We start from the raw sequence: 21,067 nt of genomic DNA on the forward strand, positions 1-21,067 counted from the left end.
GGCCGGGGGCGAGTCCGCCGCCGTTGCCCTGGTCCGCCGGCTCGGCCTGGCCGACCGGATCGTGCACCCCCCCTTTTTCTCTCCAGACCCTGATGGAGCGTCCCTCCCTTGAACTTCGACGGACTGTTCTCCAACTTCGGAGAACTCACGACGACCGGCCTGACGCAGGGCGCGATCTACGCCCTGGTCGCGCTGGGCTACACGCTGGTCTACGGCGTGCTGAGACTCATCAACTTCGCCCACTCCGAGGTCTTCATCGCCGGCGCGTTCGCCGCCCTGTGGACCTGGAACGGATTCGGCCTCAACCAGGACTCGCAGGTCAGCGGGTTCGGCACGATCGTTCTCTACCTGCTGGTCGCGATGGTCGTGGCGGCCGTCGCCTCGGCGGGCACCGCGACGGTGATCGAGCGGGTGGCCTACCGGCCGCTGCGTAAGCGCAACGCGCCGCCGCTGGCGTTCCTGATCACCGCGATCGGCGCGTCGATCGCCATCGCCGAGGCGTTCGGCGTCTGGACCGACCGCCGCCCGCAGGGCGCCCCCGCGCTGGTCAGCTCCAAGCCGTTGTTCGAGGTCGCCGGGGTGCCGATCGACGCCATCCAGCTGCTGACCATCGGCGCCGCGCTGGTGATGATGATCGGGCTGGACATGTTCATCAACCGCAGCCGGGTCGGTCGCGGCATCCGGGCGGTCGCCCAGGACGCCAACACCGCCGCGCTGATGGGCGTGAACAAGGACCGGATCATCATGATGGTCTTCATCGCCGGTGGCGCGATGGCCGGCGTGGCCGGCCTCCTCTACGACGTGCGGATCCAGACCCTCACCTACAGCGTCGGCTTCCTGCTCGGCCTCAAGGCGTTCACCGCCGCGGTGCTGGGCGGCATCGGCAACCTGCGCGGCGCGCTCCTCGGCGGCCTGCTGCTGGGCGTCGTGGAGAACTACGCCTCCGGCCTGTTCGGCAGCGAGTGGAAGGACTTCGCCGCGTTCGCGCTGCTGGTGGTGTTGCTGATGTTCCGGCCGACCGGTCTGCTGGGTGAGTCGCTGGGGAGGGCACGGGCATGACGACCGTCCTGGAGAAGGTGCGCTCCGGCCGCGAGGCGGCCGGGGAGCGGTGGCGTGGCGCGCCGCGCTGGGTGCGCTGGGCGCTGCTGGCCGCGGTGATCGTGTTCTTCTACGCGCTGCCGAACAAGGAGTTCTACCAGTACCTGGGGCCGATCCCGACCCCCGGTGCGAACTTCACGCAGGTGATGTTCACCGTCTCGATCTACGTGCTGCTGGCCGTCGGGCTGAACATCGTGGTCGGCTTCGCCGGCCTGCTCGACCTCGGCTACTTCGGCTTCTTCGCCGTCGGCGCGTACACCGTGGCGGTGCTGACGTCGCCGAGCAGCGACATCAAGACGCTGTGGCCGTGGCTGCTGGCGGTGCCGGTGGCGATCGCCCTGACGATGGTCTCCGGCGTCATGCTCGGCACGCCGACCCTGCGGCTGCGGGGCGACTACCTGGCGCTGGTGACGCTCGGCTTCGCCGAGATGATCCGGATCGGGGCGGTCAGCTCCGAGTTCCTGAAGGGCCAGCGGGGCTTCAACCAGATTCCGCACCCGCCGGGCCAGTACGCCGACGGCAAGCCGGTCTTCGGCGTGCTCGACGCCCGGCCGTACTACTGGCTGGTGCTCACGCTGATCATCCTGGTCGTCATCGGGGTGCGGAACCTGACCAACAGCCGGGTGGGCCGCGCCTGGATCTCGATCCGGGAGGACGAGGACGCCGCGCAGCTGATGGGCGTGCCGACGTTCAAGTTCAAGCTGTGGGCGTTCGCGGCGGGCGCGGCGATCGCCGGTCTGGCCGGTGCGCTCTTCGCGGGCAAGCAGAACTTCGTCAACTCGCAGAACTTCGAGCTGCTGAACTCGATCATCATCCTGGCCGCGGTCATCTTCGGCGGCTCGGGCAACATCGTCGGCGCGATCGTCGGCGGTGGCCTCGTGGCGTACATGATCGAGCGGTTCCGCGGCATCGAGGTGTTCGGCTTCGAGCTGTACGAGTTCCGGTTCCTCTTCTTCGGCCTGGTCCTGGTGATCATGATGATCTTCCGGCCCGAGGGCCTGATCCCGAACCGACGACGCGCGGCGGAGTTCAAGGACCGCCGCAAGGAGGTGACCGTCGGTGAGTGACACCGAGCAGACGCCGGCCGTCCCGGCGCAGGCCGGCGCGCCGGCCGTGGAGGCGGTGCCCAGCCGGGAGCCGCTGCTGGAGGTCGACAACGTCACGCTGCGCTTCGGCGGCGTCGTGGCGCTGAACGAGGTGGACTTCACCCTCTACAAGGGGGAGATCCTCGGTCTGATCGGCCCGAACGGCGCCGGCAAGACCACCTGCTTCAACGCGATGACCGGCATCTACCAGCCCACCGAGGGGCAGATCCGGTTCCGCGGCCAGAAGATCAGCGGCAAGAAGCGGCACCAGATCACCCGGATGGGAATGGCGCGGACGTTCCAGAACATCCGCCTCTTCCCCGAGATGACCGCACTGGAGAACGTCCTGGTCGGCGCCGACGCGCACCACAAGACCAGCGTCATCTCCGCGCTGTTCCGCCTGCCGCGGTACTGGAAGGAGGAGCGCGAGGGCCGGGAGAAGGCCGAGCGCCTGCTGGAGTTCGTCGGCATCCGCAAGCGGATGCACGAGTTCGCCCGCAACCTCTCCTACGGCGAGCAGCGGCGGCTGGAGATCGCCCGCGCGCTGGCCACCGACCCGGTGCTGCTCTGCCTGGACGAGCCGGCCGCCGGCTTCAACCCGGCGGAGAAGGAGGAACTGCTCCAGCTCATCCGGCAGATCCGGGACACCGGCGTGACCGTGCTGCTCATCGAGCACGACATGCGCCTGGTCATGGGCGTCACCGACCGGATCGTGGTGCTGGAGTTCGGAAAGAAGATCGCCGAGGGGCTGCCCGCCGAGGTGCGGGACAACCCGAAGGTGATCGCGGCGTACCTGGGGGTGCCGGACGATGCTGCTTGAGATCGACGACGTGAGCCTGCTGTACGGGCGGATCCAGGCGCTGCACGGCATCAGCCTGACGGTGGACGAGGGCGAGATCGTCGCCCTGATCGGCGCCAACGGCGCCGGCAAGTCGACCACGATGCGGGCGATCTCCGGCATCCGGCCGGTCGCCAGCGGCAGCATCCGGTTCAACGGTGAGGACATCACCAGGCTCCGGGCGGACCTGCGGGTCCGGCGCGGGCTGTGCCAGGCGCCGGAGGGCCGGGGCATCTTCCCGGGCATGACGGTGCTGGAGAACCTGGACATGGGCGCGTACACCCGGCGGGACCGCGCCGGCATCGCCCAGGACCTCGACCGGGTGCTGAACCTCTTCCCGCGCCTGGCCGAGCGGCGCAAGCAGCACGGCGGCACCCTCTCCGGCGGCGAGCAGCAGATGCTGGCCGTCGGCCGGGCGCTGATGAGCCGGCCCAAGCTGCTGCTGCTCGACGAGCCCTCGATGGGGCTGGCGCCGATGCTGATCCAGCAGATCTTCGACATCATCGTCGAGATCAACCAGCAGGGCACCACCGTCCTGCTGGTCGAGCAGAACGCCCAGCAGGCCCTGGCCCGCGCCCACCGGGCGTACGTGCTGGAGACCGGCCGGATCGTCAAGAGCGGCACCGGCGCGGAGCTGCTGCACGACCCGGCGGTCAAAGAGGCATACCTCGGCGTGGCCTGACCTGCCGCCACCCCTCGTCGCAAGGAGAACGACATGTTCAACACCACTGGTGGCCGCCGGGCCGTGCTCGGCGCCGCGGGTGCCGCGCTGCTCGCCATCTCGATCGCCGGTTGCGGTGAGAAGGAGAACACCGAGCAGCCCGGCACCGGCACCGGGCCCAGCGTCACCGCCTCCGCCGACTCGGCGCTGGCCGCGAAGGTGCCCGACGCCGTGAAGGCCGACGGCGTGATCAAGGTCGGCACCGACTCGACGTACGCCCCGGCGGAGTTCCTCGACGCCGACGGCAAGACGGTCGTCGGCTTCGACGTCGAGCTGTTCAACGCCGTGGCGCAGAAGCTCGGCCTGCAGGTCGAGTACGAGCCGGCCCCGTTCGACTCGATCCTGCCCGGCGTGGACTCGGGCAAGTACGAGGTAGGCGTCTCCTCGTTCACCATCAACGCCGAGCGGCTGAAGACCGTCAACATGGTCAGCTACTTCTCCGCCGGCACCCAGTGGGCGACCAAGCCGGGCAACCCGGCCAAGGTCGACCCGGACAACGCCTGCGGCAAGAAGATCGCCGTGCAGGTCGGCACCGTGCAGCTCGACGACGTGACCGCCCGGTCGAAGAGGTGCACCGACGCCGGCAAGCCGGCGATCGCCATCGAGCAGTACCAGGCGCAGAGCGACGCGACCGCCGCCGTGGTCAGCGGCAAGAACGACGCCATGCTGGCCGACTCCCCGGTCGGCGCGTACGCGGTGAAGCAGAGCAACGGTCGGCTGGAGCTGCTCGGCGACATCTACGAGTCGGCCCCGTACGGCTACGCGGTGAAGAAGGACCAGGCCGCGTTCGCCGAGGTGCTGAAGGAGGCCGTCGCGGCGGTCATCGCCGACGGCACGTACGAGACCGCGCTGAAGAAGTGGGGCGTCGAGGGCGGCGCCATCACGACCCCGGCGCTGAACCCGACAAGCTGACCATGTCAGTCGAGACAGACACACCCGAGCGGGCACGGCCGGAACCCATCCAGGCCGTGCCCGTGCGGCATCCCGGGCGGTGGGTCGCCGTCGCCGTGATCGGGGTGCTGGTGGCCATGTTCGTGCACCTGCTGGTGACGAACGAGGCGTTCAAGTGGTCGTTCATGGTCGACGAGATGTTCCGCCCGCCGATCGTGGAGGGCGTGCGGGGCAGCCTCGCGCTGTTGGTGACCGCCATGCTCATCGGCGTCGGGCTGGGCGTCGTCCTCGCCGTCATGCGGCTGTCGGAGAACCCGATCCTGCGCGGCGTCGCCTGGGCGTACACCTGGTTCTTCCGGGCGGTGCCCCGGCTGGTGCTGGCGATCCTCTTCGGCAACCTGGGCATCCTCTGGGCGCGGATCGAGTTCGGCCTGCCCTTCGACCGACAGATCGGCGCCCTGTTCGGGGTGGACGACTTCGAGGCGCGGCTGTTCGGCTTCTCCTCGGTGGACATCCTGACCGGCTTCGTCGCCGGCATGCTGGCGCTCGGCCTGTCCGAGGCCGCCTACATGGCGGAGATCGTCCGGGCCGGCATCCAGTCGGTCGACGAGGGGCAGACGGAGGCCGCCCAGGCGCTGGGCATGCGGCGCGGGCAGATCCTGCGCCGCATCGTGCTGCCGCAGGCCATGCGGGTGATCGTCCCGCCGACCGGCAACGAGACGATCGCCATGCTCAAGGACACCTCGCTGGTGGCCTTCGTGCCGGTCTCCGCCGAGCTGTTCTTCCAGCTCAGGGCCGTCGGCAGCCGGACCTTCCAGGTCTTCCCGATGCTGGTCGCGGCGACCATCTGGTACCTGCTGCTGACCAGCGTGCTGCTGGTCGGCCAGTACTACCTGGAGCGGCACTTCGCCAAGGGCGTCGGGCGCGGCGGCCGGGCGAGGACCAGGCTGCGCGCGGTCACCGCGGAGAGCGGCGGCAGGATCGGGAAGGTGGACGACGCATGACCGAGCTGACCGTGCCGGCGCAGGCCGGCGAGCCGGCGGTGGAGTCCGGGCCGATGGTGCGGGCCGAGCAGGTGCACAAGTCGTTCGGGTCGATCGAGGTGCTCAAGGGCATCGACCTGGAGGTCCGCAGCGGCGAGGTCTGCTGCCTGCTGGGCCCCTCCGGCTCCGGCAAGTCGACGTTCCTGCGCTGCATCAACCACCTGGAGAAGATCAACGCCGGCCGGATCTGGGTGGACGGCGACCTGATCGGCTACCGCGAGCGCGGCGGCAAGCTGCACGAGATGCGGGAGAAGGAGGTGGCCGCCCAGCGCCGCGCGATCGGCATGGTGTTCCAGCGGTTCAACCTCTTCCCGCACATGACCGCCCTGCAGAACGTCGCCGAGGCGCCGGTGCTGCTGGGCCGGGAGCCCAAGGCCGCCGCCCGGGAGCGGGCCGCCGCGCTGCTGGAGCGGGTGGGGTTGGGCGACAAGCTCGGCAACTATCCGGGCCAGCTCTCCGGCGGCCAGCAGCAGCGGGTGGCGATCGCCCGGGCGCTGGCCATGCAGCCGAAGCTGATGCTCTTCGACGAGCCCACCAGCGCGCTCGACCCGGAGTTGGTCGGCGAGGTGCTCGACGTGATGAAGGACCTGGCCCGCGACGGCATGACGATGATCGTCGTGACCCACGAGATCGGCTTCGCCCGCGAGGTCGGCGACTCGCTGGTCTTCATGGACGGCGGCGTCGTGGTCGAGTCGGGCAACCCGCGCGAGGTGATCGCCAACCCCCGGCACGACCGGACGAAGGCGTTCCTGGCGAAGGTGCTCTGACCGGCGCGCCGGCGCGGCTCGCACCCGGGGGCCGCGCCGGCGCCCGTGCCGGTGTCCCGGACTGTCGGAGCGGGCGGCTAGAGTCGCTCGCGTGACAGCTACGACGCCGCGCCTGCTCCTCGTCGACGGACACTCCCTGGCATACCGGGCGTTCTTCGCCCTGCCGGTGGAAAACTTCTCCACCACGACGGGGCAGCCGACCAACGCGGTCTACGGCTTCACGTCCATGCTGATCAACGTGCTGCGCGACGAGCAGCCGACGCACATCGTCGTGGCCTTCGACGTCTCCCGCCGCTCCTTCCGCACCGAGAAGTACGCGGAGTACAAGGCCGGCCGCAGCGAGACCCCGACCGACTTCAAGGGCCAGGTCAGCCTGGTCAAGGAGGTCCTCGCGGCGCTGCGCATCCCGGTGGTGGAGAAGGAGGGCTACGAGGCCGACGACATCATCGCCACCCTCGCCTGCCAGGCCCGCGACCAGGGCATGTCGGTGCTGATCAGCACCGGCGACCGGGACGCGTTTCAGCTCGTCGGCGAGAGCGTCACGGTGCTCTACCCGCGCAAGGGCGTCTCGGACCTGGCCCGGATGGATCCGGCGGCGATCGAGGCGAAGTACGGCGTGGCTCCCGGGCGCTACCGCGACCTGGCCGCCCTGGTCGGCGAGACCAGCGACAACCTGCCCGGCGTTCCGGGCGTGGGCCCGAAGACCGCCGCGAAGTGGATCAACCTCTACGGCGGGGTCGACGGGGTCGTCGCGCGGGCCGACGAGATCAAGGGCAAGGCCGGCGACAGCCTGCGCGAGCGGCTCGCCGACGTGATCCGCAACTACGAGATCAACTGCCTCGTCTCCGACCTGGAGCTGCCGCTGCGTCCCGAGGACGCGCGCTGGGAGGGGTGGGACCGCGAGGCGGTGCACCAGGTCTTCGACACCCTCGAGTTCCGCATCCTGCGCGACCGGCTCTACCAATACCTGGAGGCGGTGGAGCCCGAGGCCGAGGCCGGATTCGACCTGACCGGCGAGGTGCTCACCGAGCCCGGCGCGGTGGCCGGGTGGCTGGAGACGCACGCGCCGGCCGGCACGCCGGTCGGCCTGGCCGTGAAGCTCGACACCGGGCCCAACAGGCGGCACACCGCCACGGTGACCGGCCTGGCCCTGGCGACCGCCGGCGGCGCGGCGGCCTGGCTCGACCCCGCCGTGCTGGAGCCGGCCGACGAGGCGGCCCTGGCGGCGTGGCTGGCCGACGAGGCGCGGCCCAAGGTGCTGCACGACAGCAAGCCCGCCGTGCTCGCGTTCGCCGCGCACGGTTGGGAGCTGGCGGGCATCCTCCGCGACACCCAGATCGCCGCCTACCTGGCCCGCCCCGACCAGCGCTCCTACGACCTCACCGACCTGGCGCTGCGCTACCTGCACCGCGAGCTGCGCGTCGACGCCCCGGAGACGGGCCAGCTCACCCTCGACGGGCTGGGCAACGACGGCGAGGCGGAGCAGAACCTCATGCTCCAGGCCCGCGCCACCCTCGACCTGGCCGACGCGATCGACGCCGAGCTCTCCCGCGACGGCGAGCAGTCCGCCCGGCTGATGGCCGAGGTGGAGCTGCCGCTGATGCGGGTGCTCGCCACGATGGAGCGCACGGGCATCGCCGCCGACACGCACTACCTCTCGGAGCTGGAGGCGCACTTCGCCGCCGAGGTGAAGGCCGCCGCCCAGGGCGCCTACGCGGCGGTCGGGCGGGAGTTCAACCTCGGCTCGCCCAAGCAGTTGCAGGAGATCCTCTTCGGCGAGCTGGGCCTGCCGAAGACCAAGAAGATCAAGACGGGCTACACCACCGACGCCGACGCCCTGCAGTGGCTTCACGCGCAGAACCCGCACCCCGTGCTGGCCCACCTGCTACGCCACCGCGACGTGGCGAAGCTCAAGACGACCGTCGACGGGCTGCTCAAGTCGGTCTCCGACGACGGGCGCATCCACACCACGTTCAACCAGACGGTGGCGGCCACCGGCCGGCTCTCCTCGACCGAGCCCAACCTGCAGAACATCCCGATCCGCACCGAGGAGGGGCGGCGCATCCGCCGTGCCTTCGTGGTGGGGGAGGGCTACGAGTGCCTGCTCACCGCCGACTACAGCCAGATCGAGATGCGGATCATGGCGCACCTGTCGTCGGACGACGCGCTCATCGAGGCGTTCAACTCCGGCGCCGACTTCCACGCCGCGACCGCCTCGTCGGTGTTCGCGGTGCCCCTCGGCGAGGTCACCGCCGACCAGCGGCGCAAGATCAAGGCGATGAACTACGGCCTGGCCTACGGGCTGAGCGCGTTCGGCCTGTCCCAGCAGCTCGGGATCACCGCCGAGGAGGCGCGCGGGCTGATGGAGGACTACTTCGCCGGGTTCGGCGGGGTCCGCGACTACCTCCAGGAGGTCGTCGCCCGGGCCCGGCACGACGGCTACACCTCCACGATCCTGGGCCGACGGCGCTACCTGCCCGACCTGGTCAGCGACAACCGGCAGCGCCGCGAGATGGCCGAGCGGATGGCGCTCAACGCCCCCATCCAGGGCTCGGCGGCCGACATCATCAAGGTGGCCATGCTGCACGTCGACGCGGCGCTGCGCGAGGTGGGTCTGCGCTCGCGGATGCTGCTCCAGGTGCACGACGAGCTCGTCTTCGAGGTCGCCCCCGGCGAGCGGGAGACCCTGGAGGAGCTGGTGCGGCGGGAGATGGGTGGCGCATACCCGCTGTCGGTGCCGCTGGAGGTCTCCGTCGGCGAGGGCCGGGACTGGAACAGCGCCGACCACTGACGCCCGCCAGCCCCGCCGGCCGGCGTCGTCCTGGCCGCGGGCGGTGGTGACCCACGTCGGCCGGCCGCCGACCACCGGTCGGTCCGGGCGCCGCCGGTCCGGACGTGGTTACGACCGGTCCGGCCGCCGGCTCACGGGCCGGGGCGGGCGCCGGCTCACGGGCCGGGCGGGGCGTCGTGGGACCTCGCCGGGATCACCGGCCCGGCCCCCGGCGCGTCTTGGGCGGGGCGCCGCGCCGTTCGAGGGCCTGCCGGGACCGGCCGCCCGGGGCCGGCAGCGGCGCCTTGAGGGGATCGTGGCCCCAGTTCATCAGCGACCAGCGCCATTTGGTGTTGCGGACGTCGCCCGAGGGGCGCTGCGCCATGTGCCGGCGGACGTACCCGACGACCTTGCGCATGTGCCGGTAGTCGCCCTCGGAGAGCTCGCTGCGCTTGCGGCGCAACAGACCGATGATCTTCCGGCCGGACTCGTGGCCGACCGACTCGCCGCCCCGGGTGCCCTTCTTCCGCCAGCCGACGTGCTTCGACTCGTCGGTCTCCAGCCACTTCGACAGCTCGCCGGGCTTCATGTTGACCGCCTCGGTGAACTCGCGGTAGGTGTCCCGGCCCTTCTCATCGCTGCTCACGGCGCAGCACCTCCGGTCGGTGGGCGACGTCCCGGCCCGAGTCGTCGTTGCGGATCCGGTACTGCGGGTCGTCGGGGGACGCGTTCACGGCGTGCCCGCGCACGTGCGTCCGTTCGGTGATCTTCTCCTTGACCACGCCGTACGCCCGGCCGCTGTGACTGGCCCAGGAGACGTGGTCACCCTTGCGGAACTCGTTCTGCTCGGCCATGCCGCGCGGGTACCCGGCGTCGCCGGACGGAAACGGCGGCGGCGGGCTACGGGGCGATCTCGGCGACCGGGAGCTTGATCTCGAACGGCTCGGTCAGCTCGATCAGCTCGGCGCTGTCGGCGACCAGTTCGTACTGCCGCTCGCCGCCCGGGCCGAGCCGGTCGCCCCGCCGGTAGGCGTAGACGTGCACCGGATCCTGCTCGATCCGCCAGTAGAAGGGGATCCCTGCGGCGGCGTACTCGCCGGGCTTGGCGAACCGGTCGGTGCGGCGGGTGCCGGGCGACACGATCTCCACCGCGAGCACCACGTCCTCCGGCCGCAGCAGAGACCGGTCGGACGGTACGTCGACGTTGCGCAGCAACACGTCCGGCTGCCGGCTGGTGTTGGTGTTCAGCGCGACTCCGACGGCTTGGGCGACCCGGAGGTGCCCCGGTGCGTGCCGCAGCAGCCAGTGCGCGAGCAGCAGAGAGATGTCCTGGTGGCCCAGGGTGGGGGAGGGTGTCACCTGGATGACTCCGTCGACGAGTTCGACGCGGGGGGCGTCGTCCGGCAGGTTGAGCAGGTCCTCCAGCGTGTAGTCGGCACGCTGCTGCCGGATCGGGTCCGGACACCAGGGGCCAGGTGGTGTCGCGATCGGCTCGGCGCTCACCGGCTCAGCGTAACCCCGCGGCCCGCCTCGGACGTCGCACCGACTGTCCGGCTAGCCGGCGGGTTTCTCGGCGACGAAGATGGCGGTGCCGGGGAAGAGGCGGCCGCGCAGCGGGCTCCACTGCCCCCAGACCCCCTCGTGCCCCGCGGGCCACTCCGGCTCCACGAGGTCGACCAGGCGGAACCCGGCCCCCACCAGTTCCCGGACGCGGTCGCCCAGCGTGCGGTGCTGCTCGACGTAGGTGGCCCGGCCGGCCTCGTCCTGCTCCACGTAGGGGGAGCGGTCGAAGTACGAGTGGACGGCCGTCAGCCCGCCCTCGCCAGGGTCGTCGAGGAAGATCCACCGCATCGGGTGGGTCACCGAGAACACCCAGCGGCCGCCCGGGCGCAGCACCCGGAACACCTCGCGCATCACCGCCGCCGAGTCGGCGACGAACGGGATCGCCCCGAACGCCGTGCAGGCGGTGTCGAAGGCCGCGTCGGCGAAGGGCAGCGCCAGCGCGTCGGCCTGCACCAGCGGCACGCGTACGCCGGTGCGTGCGGCGGCGAGGGCGGCGTGCCGCAGCATGCCGGCGGAGAGGTCCGCCGCGACCGGCCGGGCGCCCTGGGCGGCCAGCCACCGCGCGGCCGCCGCGGCTCCGCAGCCGACCTCCAGCACCCGCCGCCCGGCCAGCTCGCCCAGCAGCCGTACGTCCGCCTCGCGGACCCCCTCGGGGCACCAGACGAAGTCGACGTCGCCGAGGAAGTCGCCGTGCTCGGCCTGGTAGTCGTCGGCGTCGGCGTCCCACCAGCGGCGGTTGGCCCGACGGGCCTCCGCGTCGCCCACCCGGCGCCGGGTCACCCGGCTGTCGTCATCCACCCGTCCACGCTAGGCCCCGGCCGCGTCCGGGGTGACGGCGGGCGCGGTGGGCACCCCGGGGTGCGGCGGTACGCGAGCGGCGCTACCGTCTCCGGTGGTGCTCCTGTGACGGACGCGACACCCGAGGCTGGTTCCTGGCGAAATCTCCGCTTTCGCAGGTGGCGCGGCGGCGAGAGGACGGGAGGCCTTGCACGCTGTGGTAATGCAGCGGGTAGGCTAGACGATGCGCTCGCGGATCGTGTGCCTCGGCAGGGAGCAGGTGCGCGGTCTCCGGGACCACTGGCGGAGTTTCTCCATGATCTCACTCGATCTCTCGGTGTGCCCGGCGACGGATCCGTTGGCGCGAACAGGTCACCGCGACACCAGCCTGCTGTGACACACCATCCGACCGGAGCAACCGCCCACATGACGAGCAGCATCGAGGCCCCCTCGAGCGCCACCCGGGTCACCCACGACGATCTCGGTTCCGAGGAAGCTTTCCTCGCCGCCATCGACGAGACCATCAAGTACTTCAACGACGGCGACATTGTCGAAGGCACCGTCGTCAAGGTCGATCGGGACGAGGTCCTGCTCGACATCGGCTACAAGACCGAGGGCGTCATCCCCTCTCGGGAGTTGTCGATCAAGCACGACGTGGACCCGGCCGAGGTCGTTTCGGTTGGTGACCACATCGAGGCCCTGGTCCTCCAGAAGGAGGACAAGGAGGGGCGTCTGATCCTCTCCAAGAAGCGGGCGCAGTACGAGCGGGCCTGGGGCACCATCGAGAAGATCAAGGACGAGGACGGGGTCGTCCGCGGCTCGGTCATCGAGGTGGTCAAGGGTGGTCTCATCCTCGACATCGGCCTGCGCGGCTTCCTGCCCGCCTCCCTGGTCGAGATGCGTCGGGTGCGGGACCTGCAGCCGTACGTCGGCCGCGAGCTCGAAGCCAAGATCATCGAGCTGGACAAGAACCGCAACAACGTGGTCCTGTCCCGCCGGGCCTGGCTGGAGCAGACGCAGTCCGAGGTGCGCACCGAGTTCCTCAACAAGCTGCAGAAGGGCCAGGTCCGCAAGGGCGTCGTGTCCTCGATCGTCAACTTCGGCGCGTTCGTCGACCTGGGCGGCGTGGACGGCCTGGTGCACGTCTCCGAGCTGTCCTGGAAGCACATCGACCACCCGTCCGAGGTCGTCGAGGTGGGCCAGGAGGTCGAGGTCGAGGTCCTGGACGTCGACCTGGACCGCGAGCGGGTCTCGCTGTCGCTGAAGGCGACCCAGGAGGACCCGTGGCGGCAGTTCGCCCGCACCCACGCGATCCAGCAGATCGTGCCGGGTAAGGTCACCAAGCTGGTGCCGTTCGGCGCCTTCGTCCGGGTGGACGACGGCATCGAGGGCCTGGTCCACATCTCCGAGCTGGCCGAGCGCCACGTGGAGATCCCGGAGCAGGTCGTCCAGGTCGGCTCCGAGGTCATGGTCAAGGTCATCGACATCGACCTGGAGCGCCGCCGGATCTCGCTGTCGCTCAAGCAGGCCAACGAGGGCTTCGTCGAGGGCGAGGAGCACTTCGACCCGACCCTCTACGGCATGGCCGCGACCTACGACGCCGAGGGCAACTACATCTACCCGGAGGGCTTCGACCCGGAGACGGGCGAGTGGCTCGAGGGGTACGACAAGCAGCGCGAGACCTGGGAGAACCAGTACGCCGAGGCCCGTCAGCGCTGGGAGGCCCACACCAAGCAGGTGCAGACCTCCCGCGCCGCCGACGCCGAGGCCGCTGCCAACCCGGCTCCGGCCGTTACCGGTGGCACCACCACCTCGACCAGCGCGGCCCCGAGCCGACAGGCCGAGGAGCCGGCCGGCACCCTGGCCACCGACGAGGCGCTCGCCGCTCTGCGGGAGAAGCTCGCCGGCGGCAAGTGACCCGCTGAACGACGGAAGGGCCCCGTCCCCGCGATCGTGAGATCGCCGGGGGCGGGGCCCTCGCCGTCGGCCGCCCGGCCTCTCAGCCGGCGGCGACGACCGGCTGCCGCAGGATGGTGCGTTGCTGCTCGGGCGCGACCCTGCGGAAGTCGCTCAGGTAGATCTCGTGGTGTCGGCCCGCCAGCCGCAGCCCGTTGCCCGGCACGAACTCGCCGTGCAGCCGCGCCAGCACCTCCGCCTCGTCGTCGAAGGAACCGACGTGCAGCGTCTGCACGCACCGCCCCTCGGACAGCGTCTCCAGCCGGAGGTCGGCGAGCCGGGACGCGCGGTTCCTGGCCCCGGCCTGCTGCACCGCGGCGGCGAACATGTCCTGGTCGATCCAGCCCGGCACCATGATCATCAGCGTCCAGTCCCACCGCGACTTGTCGCGTTCCGCGGTGAAGGACGCCATGTCCTCGGCCCACCACAGGCCCTCCAGCGGCGGTACGACGTAGTCGCGCCCCAGGTCCCGCTGGCTGGCGAACTTGAGCTTGTAGGCCACCGGGTAGAGGGTCTCGACGGCCTCGGCGAACGCCGGCGAGGTGTTCGGGTCGCCGTGCCCGTCGATCATGAGGTACCGCGTGTCGGGCACGTCCACGATCCGGAACCGGCCTCGCGTGGCCCGGTAGGCGTCGAGGGTCTTCATGAAGTCAGTCTTGTCGGTCATCGAACACCTGGGCCCGGTCGGCGAGCCACTGCCTCTCTGCCTCAAGGAGGCTCAGCGAGTACGAGAACACCTCACGCGCCGGTCGCGGGAGGGGGGACTGCGTCCGCTGCGCCGCCCGGACCGACTCGATGCGGGCCTCGACCCGCGCCAGCCGGGTGCGCAGCGCCCCCGCGTAGTCCCGTTCGGACAGCAGCGACAGGTTGGCGATCCCGACCAGGAGCGGGTGCGGGATCGGGCGCGGCTCCTCGATGAGGGCCAGCGCGGTGCGCGCCGCGGCCTCCCGGCCCTCGGCCGTGGGATGGAAGACGCGGCGGGACTTGGCGGCGGCGGGCGCCTCGGGGACGTGGACCAGGCCGCGCTTCTCCAGCTTGGCGAGCAGGTAGTAGATCGAGGAGAAGCCGACGTCGGACCACTGTCGGATGCCGCGCTGCTCGATCACCTGCTCCAGGTCGTAGCCGTGCCGGGGGCGTTCCACGATCAGGCCCAGCACGGTCAGCTCGGCGGAGGTCAGCTCCATGCGCATATTCTAGCGCTAGAATAGGCGGGTGGGGTGTCCCGCCGGGGTGTCCCGGCGAGGTGCCCCCGGTGCCGGCGGCGCGGTGGTGGTTCGGTTGACTGTTGCCGTGCTGAAGGTGGGACTGACCGGTGGAATCGGGTCCGGCAAGAGCGCCGTGGCGAGTCGGCTGGCCGAGTGCGGCGCCGTCGTGATCGACGCCGACAAGGTGGCCCGGGAGGTGGTCGCACCGGGCACCGAGGGGCTGGCCGAGATCGTCGCCGCCTTCTCCGACCGGGTCCTCGACGCCGACGGCGCCCTCGACCGCGCCGCGCTCGGCGCCGTGGTCTTCGCCAACGAGACCGCACGTCGCCGGCTGGAGGCGATCACCCATCCCCGCGTACGGGCCCGCACGGCCGAGCTGGCCGCCGCGGCGTCGCCCGACGCGATCGTCGTCAACGACGTCCCCCTGCTGGTGGAGGTGGGGCTCGCACCCACGTACCACCTGGTGGTCGTGGTGCAGACGGCGGTGGCCACCCGGTTGGCGCGGCTGGCCCGCGACCGGGGCATGGACCGGGCGGAGGCCGAGCGGCGGATCGCCGCCCAGGCCGACGACGCCCGGCGGCGGGCCGCGGCCGACGTGGTGCTGACCAACGACGGCAGCCTCGCCGAGCTGCACGCCGCGGTCGACGCGCTGTGGCGGGAGCGGCTGGTGCCCTTCGAGGCCAACGTGCGCGGGCGGCGGCCGGTGCGCCCGCACCGCGTCGAGCTGACCGAGGCCGACCCGACCTGGCCGCAGCAGTACGCGCGGCTGGCCGCCCGGATCCGGCACGCGCTGGCCCCCGCCGACCTGCGGATCGACCACATCGGCTCGACGGCGGTCCCCGGCCTCGCCGCCAAGGACGTGATCGACATCCAGCTCACCGTGCCGACCCTGGCCGACGCGGACGGGCCGCTGGCCGAGCGGCTCGCCGCCGCGGGCTTCCCGCGCCTGCCCGGCGACTGGTGGGACAACCCGCGCCCGCCCGGCAGCGGCCGATGGGAGAAGCGGCTGCACGGCAGCGCCGACCCGGGCCGCCCCGTGCACCTGCACGTGCGCGCGGCGGACTCGCCGGGCTGGCGGTACGCGCTGCTGATGCGCGACCACCTGCGCGCCGACCCGGACCAGCGGGCGGCCTACCTGCTGCTCAAGCGGGAGCTGGCCGCGTCGGCCCCGGACGGCGCCACCTACACCACGGCGAAGGACCCCTGGTTCGACGAGGAGCACCTGCGCGCGGAGGAGTGGGCGGCGCAGACCGGCTGGCGCCCCTGACCGGTCCCGGTCGTCATCGCGGTGCGGAGGCTTCGCCCGCTCCGGCCGGCGTCGCCGGTCCGGTCGCCCACCGGGGGGCCTGACCGTTCCGTCCGCTGCCCCACCGAGGTCGCTCCCCGGCGGGCCTGACCGCTGCCCCGCCGGAGTAGCGGGTCCGGTCGTTCACCGGCCGGCGGTCGGCGCCTTCGGGCGCTGCGGGGCCGGCCGTGCCGGCGGCAGCCGGGGCGTCGCGCCGGGGGCCAGGTCGAGCTGCGCCCAGGCGCCCGGGCGGGTGCGCAGCTCCAACCGGCGCAGCAGGCCGGACCGGTCGATCCAGTAGCGCAGCAGCGCCCGTGAGGTGCGCAGCTCGACGACGTCCACGCTCTTTCCGGCGAGGCTGTCCCCGCGCACCCGCAGGGCGGCGCCCCGCTGACCGGGCGACCGGGCGGCCCGCAGCGCCGCGTCGAGCAGCAGGCCCAGGTCGCCGGCGCGGGCCGGGTCGGCCCGCCAGCCCTGGGTCGGGGGCGGCAGCGGGGGCCGGCCGGGCGCCTCCACGCCGCCCGGCACCGTCGCGGCGGGCACCTCGGCCCGGGTCACGCCGGCGGCGTCGACCCGCAGCAGCGTCCGGCGTTCCGGCGCGCCGAGGTCGGCGACGGTCACGTACGCGGCCGGTCCCGTCCAGCTCACCCAGCCCGTACCACGCAGGTCGGTGCCGGCGGCGACCGGCGCGGTCAGGGTGACGGCGGCGCCGCCGGCGGCGCGGAGCCGGCCGGGCACCCGGTCCAGCCGGCCCCGCTCGGCGGCGGTCAGCGCGCGGGGCTGCCCGGGACGGCCGCCGAGGGCGTCGACCGGCCGCAGCGTGGGCCGGTCGGTGCGGGTCAGCTGCACGGTGACCGGCCCGAGGCCGGGCAGGGTGGTCTCCAGCCGGTGCAGGCGCGCGTCGCGGTCCAGCCAGTAGCGCCGCGCGTCGCCCGCGGATGCCGACGGCGGCGTGTCGTGGGCGGGCGGCGGCGCCCGGAGGATGTCGACCGGCTCCGCCCCGACCTTGGCGCGCCCCACCCACCGGGCGTCCTCCGCGGGCGGCTCGGGGCGGTCCGAGCCGAGCCGGAAGAGCAGGTCGAGCACGGCGTCGAGCCCGCGCCCGGCGGACGCACCCCGCAGCCGCCAGTGGTCCGCCGGCGGGACCAGCGGGGGCGGCGCCGGGGTCGGCACCGCCGACGGGTCGGGGCGCAGCACGGCCACGGTCGGGGTGGCCTGGAGCAGGCCGCGATCGGCGCCCGCGCCGGGCCCGCCGACGTCCAGGTAGACCAGCGGCCGGGACCAGTCGACCCAGCCGACGAGTTCGGTGCGGGCGGGCCCGGCCCCGGCCGTCACGCGGACTCCGGCCCGCAGGTCGCGGACGTTGGTGACCCGCATCGCGGCGAGCCGGTCACGCTCGTCGCCGGTCAGCGCGCGGGGCGGCTCCGACCGGTCGGGCGACCAGCTCAGCAGCCCCACGACCAGGGCCGTCGCCGAGAGCACGGCCACGACCGCGAGGACCAGCAGGGTGGCGCGGCGTCGACCGGCCACCACCGGGGGGACGCTCCCGGTGTGGGCGTCGTCGTGCGGCGGGTGGCCCGGCGGCGGGACGGCGCGGTCGGCGCGGGCGGCGGAGGTCTCCACGGATGGTTGAACGGGATTCACCGTGGCGGGGTGACGAGCAGGGACGGTGGCGGGGTGACGAGCAGGGGCGCTCGCGGCGGCCGGTCAGCGCCTCGGGCGCGACCACGTCGGGTGCGCACGCCGGGCGTGCCGGGTGCTGCGACCCCTGTGCCGGGGGCGGGCCGGCCGTCGAGGCCTGGCCACCTGCCCGGTCGGCCGCCGCGAGCGGCCTACACGGAGAGCGTAGTCCGGTGAGATGGGCCACACAATGGGAATATCGAAGCCGATCAGGGACTGCCCGTAGTCGCCGCGGGGTGTCGGACCCCCGGCGTACCGTTGAGGTCATGGCGCTCGACATTCCCCGGCTCGACGGCCGCTTCCAGGTCGTCAGCGAGTTCCAGCCGGCCGGTGACCAACCGGCGGCCATCGACGACCTGGAGCGTCGGGTCCGACGCGGTGACCGCAACACTGTGCTGCTCGGCGCGACCGGCACCGGCAAGAGCGCCACCACGGCGTGGCTGGTCGAGCGGTTGCAGCGGCCGACGCTGGTGCTCGCGCCCAACAAGACGCTCTGCGCGCAGCTCGCCAAGGAGTTCAGCGAGCTGCTGCCGCACAACGCGGTGGAATACTTCGTCTCCTACTACGACTACTACCAGCCCGAGGCCTACATCCCGCAGACCGACACCTACATCGAGAAGGACTCCTCGATCAACGAGGAGGTCGAGCGGCTGCGGCACTCGGCGACCATGTCGCTGCTCACCCGCCGCGACGTGGTCGTGGTGGCCACCGTCTCGGCGATCTACGGCCTGGGCACCCCGGAGGAATACCTCGACCGCGCCGTGCGGGTCGCCGTCGGGCAGGAGCTCGACCGCGACCAGTTGCTGCGCCGGCTGGTCGACATCCAGTACTCGCGCAACGACATGGCCTTCAACCGTGGCACCTTCCGGGTCCGCGGTGACACCCTGGAGATCATCCCGGCCTACGAGGAACTGGCCGTGCGGATCGAGCTGTTCGGCGACGAGGTGGAGAAGCTCTACTACCTCAACCCGCTGACCGGCGACGTCGTCCGCGAGGTCGACCACCTGCTGATCTTCCCGGCGACGCACTACGCGGCCGGCCCGGAGCGGATGGAGCGGGCGATCCGCGACATCGAGGCCGAGCTGGCCGAGCGGCTGGCCGAGCTGGAGCGGCAGGGCAAGCTGCTGGAGGCCCAGCGCCTGCGGATGCGCACCACCTACGACATCGAGATGATGCGGCAGGTCGGTTTCTGCTCCGGCATCGAGAACTACTCGATGCACATCGACGGCCGGCTGCCCGGCAGCCCGCCGCACTGCCTGCTCGACTACTTTCCCGACGACTTCCTGACGGTCGTCGACGAGTCGCACGTGACCATCCCGCAGATCGGCGGCATGTACGAGGGCGACGCGTCGCGCAAGCGGATGCTCATCGACCACGGGTTCCGGCTGCCCAGCGCGGCCGACAACCGGCCGCTGCGGTTCGACGAGTTCCTGGAGCGGGTCGGCCAGATGGTCTTCCTCTCCGCCACGCCCGGCCCGTGGGAGCTGGAGCAGGCCCAGGGCGAGTTCGTGGAGCAGGTGATCCGCCCGACCGGCCTGATCGACCCCGAGGTCGTCGTCAAGCCCACCAAGGGGCAGATCGACGACCTGATGCACGAGATCAAGCTGCGCACCGAGCGCGACGAGCGGGTGCTGGTCACCACGCTCACCAAGAAGATGGCGGAGGACCTGTCCGACTATCTGCTGGAGAACGGCATCCGGGTGCGCTACCTGCACTCCGAGGTCGACACCCTGCGCCGGGTGGAGCTGCTGCGGGAGCTGCGCAAGGGCGACTACGACGTGCTGGTCGGCATCAACCTGCTCCGGGAGGGCCTCGACCTGCCCGAGGTGTCCCTGGTCGCCATCCTCGACGCCGACAAGGAGGGCTTCCTGCGCAGCGGCCGGTCGCTGATCCAGACCATCGGCCGGGCGGCGCGGAACGTCTCCGGCCAGGTCCACATGTACGCCGACAAGATCACCCCGTCGATGGCGGAGGCGATCGAGGAGACCAACCGCCGGCGGGACAAGCAGATCGCGCACAACGAGGCGCACGGCATCAGCCCCGAACCGCTGCGCAAGAAGATCCACGACATCCTCGACGACATCTACCGCGAGGCGGAGGACACGGAGAACAGCCGGGTCGGCGGCGCGGTGCGGCAGCTCTCCCGGGGCAAGGCGCCGGTCAAGGAGACGCGCAGCCGCAGCCGGACCGGCGCCGGGCCGGCGCGGGAGGGGATGGCCCGGGCCGAGCTGGCCCAGCTCATCCAGGAGCTCAACGACCAGATGCTGGCCGCCGCGCGGGAGCTGCAGTTCGAGCTGGCCGCCCGGATCCGCGACGAGGTCGCCGACCTCAAGAAGGAGCTGCGCGGCATGGACGCGGCCGGCGTTAAGTGAGCGGCGTCGGCGGGCCGCCGGGAGCCGCGTCGGCGGCGCGCCCGCCGGCCGGCGTCAGTTGCGGTGTGCGAGCGAGCTATTGCGCTGCGTGATCGTCCTGCGTAGTCTCCCTCGGTGGGGAGGCTGGGGATGCCGTTGCCAACGAGTCCGGTCATTCGTCGCGCCCGGCTGGGCGCCGAGCTGCGTCAGCTGCGACGGCGGGAGGCACTGACCCTGGAGCAGGTCTGTGACCGGCTGGGTTGGGCCTCCACCTCCAAGCTGTCCCGCATCGAGCTGGGGCAGAGCCGGCCGGATCTGGCCGACGTGCTGGACCTGCTCGACGTCTACGAGGTGCCGCCGCCGCAGCGCGACGCGCTGATCGTCATCGCCCGCGACGCCGCCACCAGTCGGGGCTGGTGGAAGGCGCTGGGGGAGATGGGAGAGCGGCAGCGCACCTACGCCGAGTTGGAGGCGGGGGCGGCGACCATCGTCGACTGGCAGCCCGCCGTCGTGCCCGGGCTGCTCCAGACCCCGGCGTACGCGCGGCTGCGGATCGCCGCCGGGCGGCTGCTCGACCCGACCGTCGACGTGGAGGCCGACGTACGCGCCCGCGCGATGCGCCACGAGGTGCTGCGGCGTGCCGACCCGCCGCGCTACACGGCGCTGCTCGGGGAGGCGGCCTGCGAGGCCGGCGACACCCCGCCGTCGGTGTGGCGCGAGCAGCTGCGGCAGCTGGTCGACCTGGCCGGCCTGCCGCACGTGACGATCCGGCTGCTGCCCGGCAGCGTCGTGCCGCGGGGCGGGGTGCGGCCGCTCACGCCCTACTCCTGCTACTCGTTTCCCGACCCGGCCGACCCGCGCACCGTGATGCTGGAGGCGCTCACCACCGACGTGCGCCTGGTGACCACGGCCGACGTCGACCGCTACGAGCAGCTCACCGGTTGGCTGCTGGAGGCGGCCCTGAGCCCGGAGGAGACGAGCGCGGCGCTGAGCCGCCGGGCCAGCGACTGACCGGGTGCCGGCGGTGGTGGACGGCG

General features: G+C 72.2%; 19 protein-coding genes. 12 read left to right on the plus strand and 7 right to left on the minus strand.

Features of this window, described 5'->3' with window-relative positions; translation table 11 throughout:
• Window positions 1–108: 108 nt before the first annotated feature.
• The 8 genes from ACWENR_RS20805 (at window position 109) to polA (ending at window position 9,234) form a co-directional block, all read left to right on the plus strand.
• Entirely contained in the window at window positions 109–1,059 is a 951-nt protein-coding gene (locus ACWENR_RS20805) for a branched-chain amino acid ABC transporter permease (RefSeq protein ID WP_452278632.1), read from the plus strand.
• Window positions 1,056–2,165, plus strand: a complete 1,110-nt coding sequence (locus ACWENR_RS20810; protein ID WP_452278633.1) for a branched-chain amino acid ABC transporter permease — start codon at window positions 1,056–1,058, stop codon at window positions 2,163–2,165. The genes ACWENR_RS20805 and ACWENR_RS20810 overlap by 4 nt, the downstream gene beginning before the upstream one ends.
• Window positions 2,158–3,003, plus strand: coding sequence for an ABC transporter ATP-binding protein (locus tag ACWENR_RS20815; RefSeq protein ID WP_452278634.1), 846 nt, complete (start codon window positions 2,158–2,160; stop codon window positions 3,001–3,003). The genes ACWENR_RS20810 and ACWENR_RS20815 overlap by 8 nt, the downstream gene beginning before the upstream one ends.
• A complete protein-coding gene (locus ACWENR_RS20820; RefSeq protein WP_452278635.1) occupies window positions 2,993–3,703 on the plus strand; it encodes an ABC transporter ATP-binding protein in 711 nt (236 codons plus the stop codon). Before ACWENR_RS20815 ends, ACWENR_RS20820 begins: the two co-directional genes overlap by 11 nt.
• 33 nt (window positions 3,704–3,736) lie before the next feature.
• Window positions 3,737–4,654, plus strand: a complete 918-nt coding sequence (locus ACWENR_RS20825; protein ID WP_452278636.1) for an ABC transporter substrate-binding protein — start codon at window positions 3,737–3,739, stop codon at window positions 4,652–4,654.
• Window positions 4,655–4,656: 2 nt separating this feature from the next.
• Window positions 4,657–5,637, plus strand: coding sequence for an amino acid ABC transporter permease (locus ACWENR_RS20830; protein ID WP_452278637.1), 981 nt, complete (start codon window positions 4,657–4,659; stop codon window positions 5,635–5,637).
• Window positions 5,634–6,443: an amino acid ABC transporter ATP-binding protein gene (locus ACWENR_RS20835; protein ID WP_452278638.1), complete on the plus strand. Its 810-nt coding sequence runs from the start codon at window positions 5,634–5,636 to the stop codon at window positions 6,441–6,443. The genes ACWENR_RS20830 and ACWENR_RS20835 overlap by 4 nt, the downstream gene beginning before the upstream one ends.
• Before the next feature lie 91 nt (window positions 6,444–6,534).
• Window positions 6,535–9,234: a DNA polymerase I gene (gene polA, locus ACWENR_RS20840; protein WP_452278639.1), complete on the plus strand. Its 2,700-nt coding sequence runs from the start codon at window positions 6,535–6,537 to the stop codon at window positions 9,232–9,234.
• A 193-nt stretch (window positions 9,235–9,427) separates the two neighbouring features.
• On the opposite strand, the gene ACWENR_RS20845 is transcribed toward polA, so the two are convergent.
• From ACWENR_RS20845 to ACWENR_RS20860, 4 genes are read right to left on the minus strand one after another with little or no spacing between them, the layout of a single operon-like run.
• Window positions 9,428–9,859 carry a DUF3140 domain-containing protein gene (locus ACWENR_RS20845; RefSeq protein ID WP_452278640.1) on the minus strand — a complete coding sequence of 144 codons (432 nt, stop codon included), beginning with the start codon at window positions 9,857–9,859 and terminating at the stop codon, window positions 9,428–9,430.
• Entirely contained in the window at window positions 9,846–10,067 is a 222-nt protein-coding gene (locus ACWENR_RS20850; protein ID WP_452278641.1) for a DUF2945 domain-containing protein, read from the minus strand. The genes ACWENR_RS20845 and ACWENR_RS20850 overlap by 14 nt, the downstream gene beginning before the upstream one ends.
• 46 nt (window positions 10,068–10,113) lie before the next feature.
• Window positions 10,114–10,716: a Uma2 family endonuclease gene (locus ACWENR_RS20855; protein ID WP_452278642.1), complete on the minus strand. Its 603-nt coding sequence runs from the start codon at window positions 10,714–10,716 to the stop codon at window positions 10,114–10,116.
• A gap of 51 nt (window positions 10,717–10,767) precedes the next feature.
• Entirely contained in the window at window positions 10,768–11,574 is an 807-nt protein-coding gene (locus ACWENR_RS20860) for a class I SAM-dependent methyltransferase (RefSeq protein ID WP_452278643.1), read from the minus strand.
• A gap of 405 nt (window positions 11,575–11,979) precedes the next feature.
• On the opposite strand from ACWENR_RS20860, the gene rpsA reads away from it, so the two are divergent.
• Window positions 11,980–13,470, plus strand: a complete 1,491-nt coding sequence (gene rpsA / locus ACWENR_RS20865) for a 30S ribosomal protein S1 (RefSeq protein ID WP_357700111.1) — start codon at window positions 11,980–11,982, stop codon at window positions 13,468–13,470.
• 82 nt (window positions 13,471–13,552) lie between these two features.
• On the opposite strand, the gene ACWENR_RS20870 is transcribed toward rpsA, so the two are convergent.
• Window positions 13,553–14,176: a GyrI-like domain-containing protein gene (locus ACWENR_RS20870; protein ID WP_452278644.1), complete on the minus strand. Its 624-nt coding sequence runs from the start codon at window positions 14,174–14,176 to the stop codon at window positions 13,553–13,555.
• Complete coding sequence (locus tag ACWENR_RS20875; protein ID WP_452278645.1) at window positions 14,160–14,693, minus strand: PadR family transcriptional regulator; 534 nt, start codon at window positions 14,691–14,693, stop codon at window positions 14,160–14,162. Before ACWENR_RS20875 ends, ACWENR_RS20870 begins: the two co-directional genes overlap by 17 nt.
• 106 nt (window positions 14,694–14,799) lie before the next feature.
• On the opposite strand from ACWENR_RS20875, the gene coaE reads away from it, so the two are divergent.
• Window positions 14,800–15,981 (plus strand): dephospho-CoA kinase, encoded by a 1,182-nt coding sequence (coaE, locus tag ACWENR_RS20880; RefSeq protein WP_452278646.1) that lies wholly within the window; start codon window positions 14,800–14,802, stop codon window positions 15,979–15,981.
• A gap of 162 nt (window positions 15,982–16,143) precedes the next feature.
• On the opposite strand, the gene ACWENR_RS20885 is transcribed toward coaE, so the two are convergent.
• Window positions 16,144–17,622: a hypothetical protein gene (locus ACWENR_RS20885; RefSeq protein ID WP_452278647.1), complete on the minus strand. Its 1,479-nt coding sequence runs from the start codon at window positions 17,620–17,622 to the stop codon at window positions 16,144–16,146.
• Window positions 17,623–17,945: 323 nt separating this feature from the next.
• Between ACWENR_RS20885 and uvrB the strand changes: the two genes are divergently transcribed.
• Window positions 17,946–20,051: an excinuclease ABC subunit UvrB gene (gene uvrB / locus ACWENR_RS20890; RefSeq protein WP_452278648.1), complete on the plus strand. Its 2,106-nt coding sequence runs from the start codon at window positions 17,946–17,948 to the stop codon at window positions 20,049–20,051.
• A gap of 129 nt (window positions 20,052–20,180) precedes the next feature.
• The gene (locus ACWENR_RS20895) at window positions 20,181–21,041 is read left to right on the plus strand and encodes a helix-turn-helix domain-containing protein (protein ID WP_452278649.1); all 861 of its coding nucleotides are present in this window, start codon (window positions 20,181–20,183) and stop codon (window positions 21,039–21,041) included.
• Window positions 21,042–21,067 lie beyond the last annotated feature (26 nt).

This window comes from Micromonospora sp. NPDC004336 (assembly GCF_053602615.1).

Coding starts and splice junctions, on each gene's coding strand:
- ACWENR_RS20810 (WP_452278633.1), top strand. CDS start 1,056: ATGACGACCGTCCTGGAGAAGGTGCGCTCCGGCCGCGAGGCGGCCGGG.
- ACWENR_RS20820 (WP_452278635.1), top strand. CDS start 2,993: ATGCTGCTTGAGATCGACGACGTGAGCCTGCTGTACGGGCGGATCCAG.
- ACWENR_RS20825 (WP_452278636.1), top strand. CDS start 3,737: ATGTTCAACACCACTGGTGGCCGCCGGGCCGTGCTCGGCGCCGCGGGT.
- ACWENR_RS20830 (WP_452278637.1), top strand. CDS start 4,657: ATGTCAGTCGAGACAGACACACCCGAGCGGGCACGGCCGGAACCCATC.
- ACWENR_RS20835 (WP_452278638.1), top strand. CDS start 5,634: ATGACCGAGCTGACCGTGCCGGCGCAGGCCGGCGAGCCGGCGGTGGAG.
- ACWENR_RS20850 (WP_452278641.1), bottom strand. CDS start 10,067: ATGGCCGAGCAGAACGAGTTCCGCAAGGGTGACCACGTCTCCTGGGCC.
- rpsA (WP_357700111.1), top strand. CDS start 11,980: ATGACGAGCAGCATCGAGGCCCCCTCGAGCGCCACCCGGGTCACCCAC.
- ACWENR_RS20870 (WP_452278644.1), bottom strand. CDS start 14,176: ATGACCGACAAGACTGACTTCATGAAGACCCTCGACGCCTACCGGGCC.
- ACWENR_RS20875 (WP_452278645.1), bottom strand. CDS start 14,693: ATGGAGCTGACCTCCGCCGAGCTGACCGTGCTGGGCCTGATCGTGGAA.
- uvrB (WP_452278648.1), top strand. CDS start 17,946: ATGGCGCTCGACATTCCCCGGCTCGACGGCCGCTTCCAGGTCGTCAGC.
- ACWENR_RS20895 (WP_452278649.1), top strand. CDS start 20,181: ATGCCGTTGCCAACGAGTCCGGTCATTCGTCGCGCCCGGCTGGGCGCC.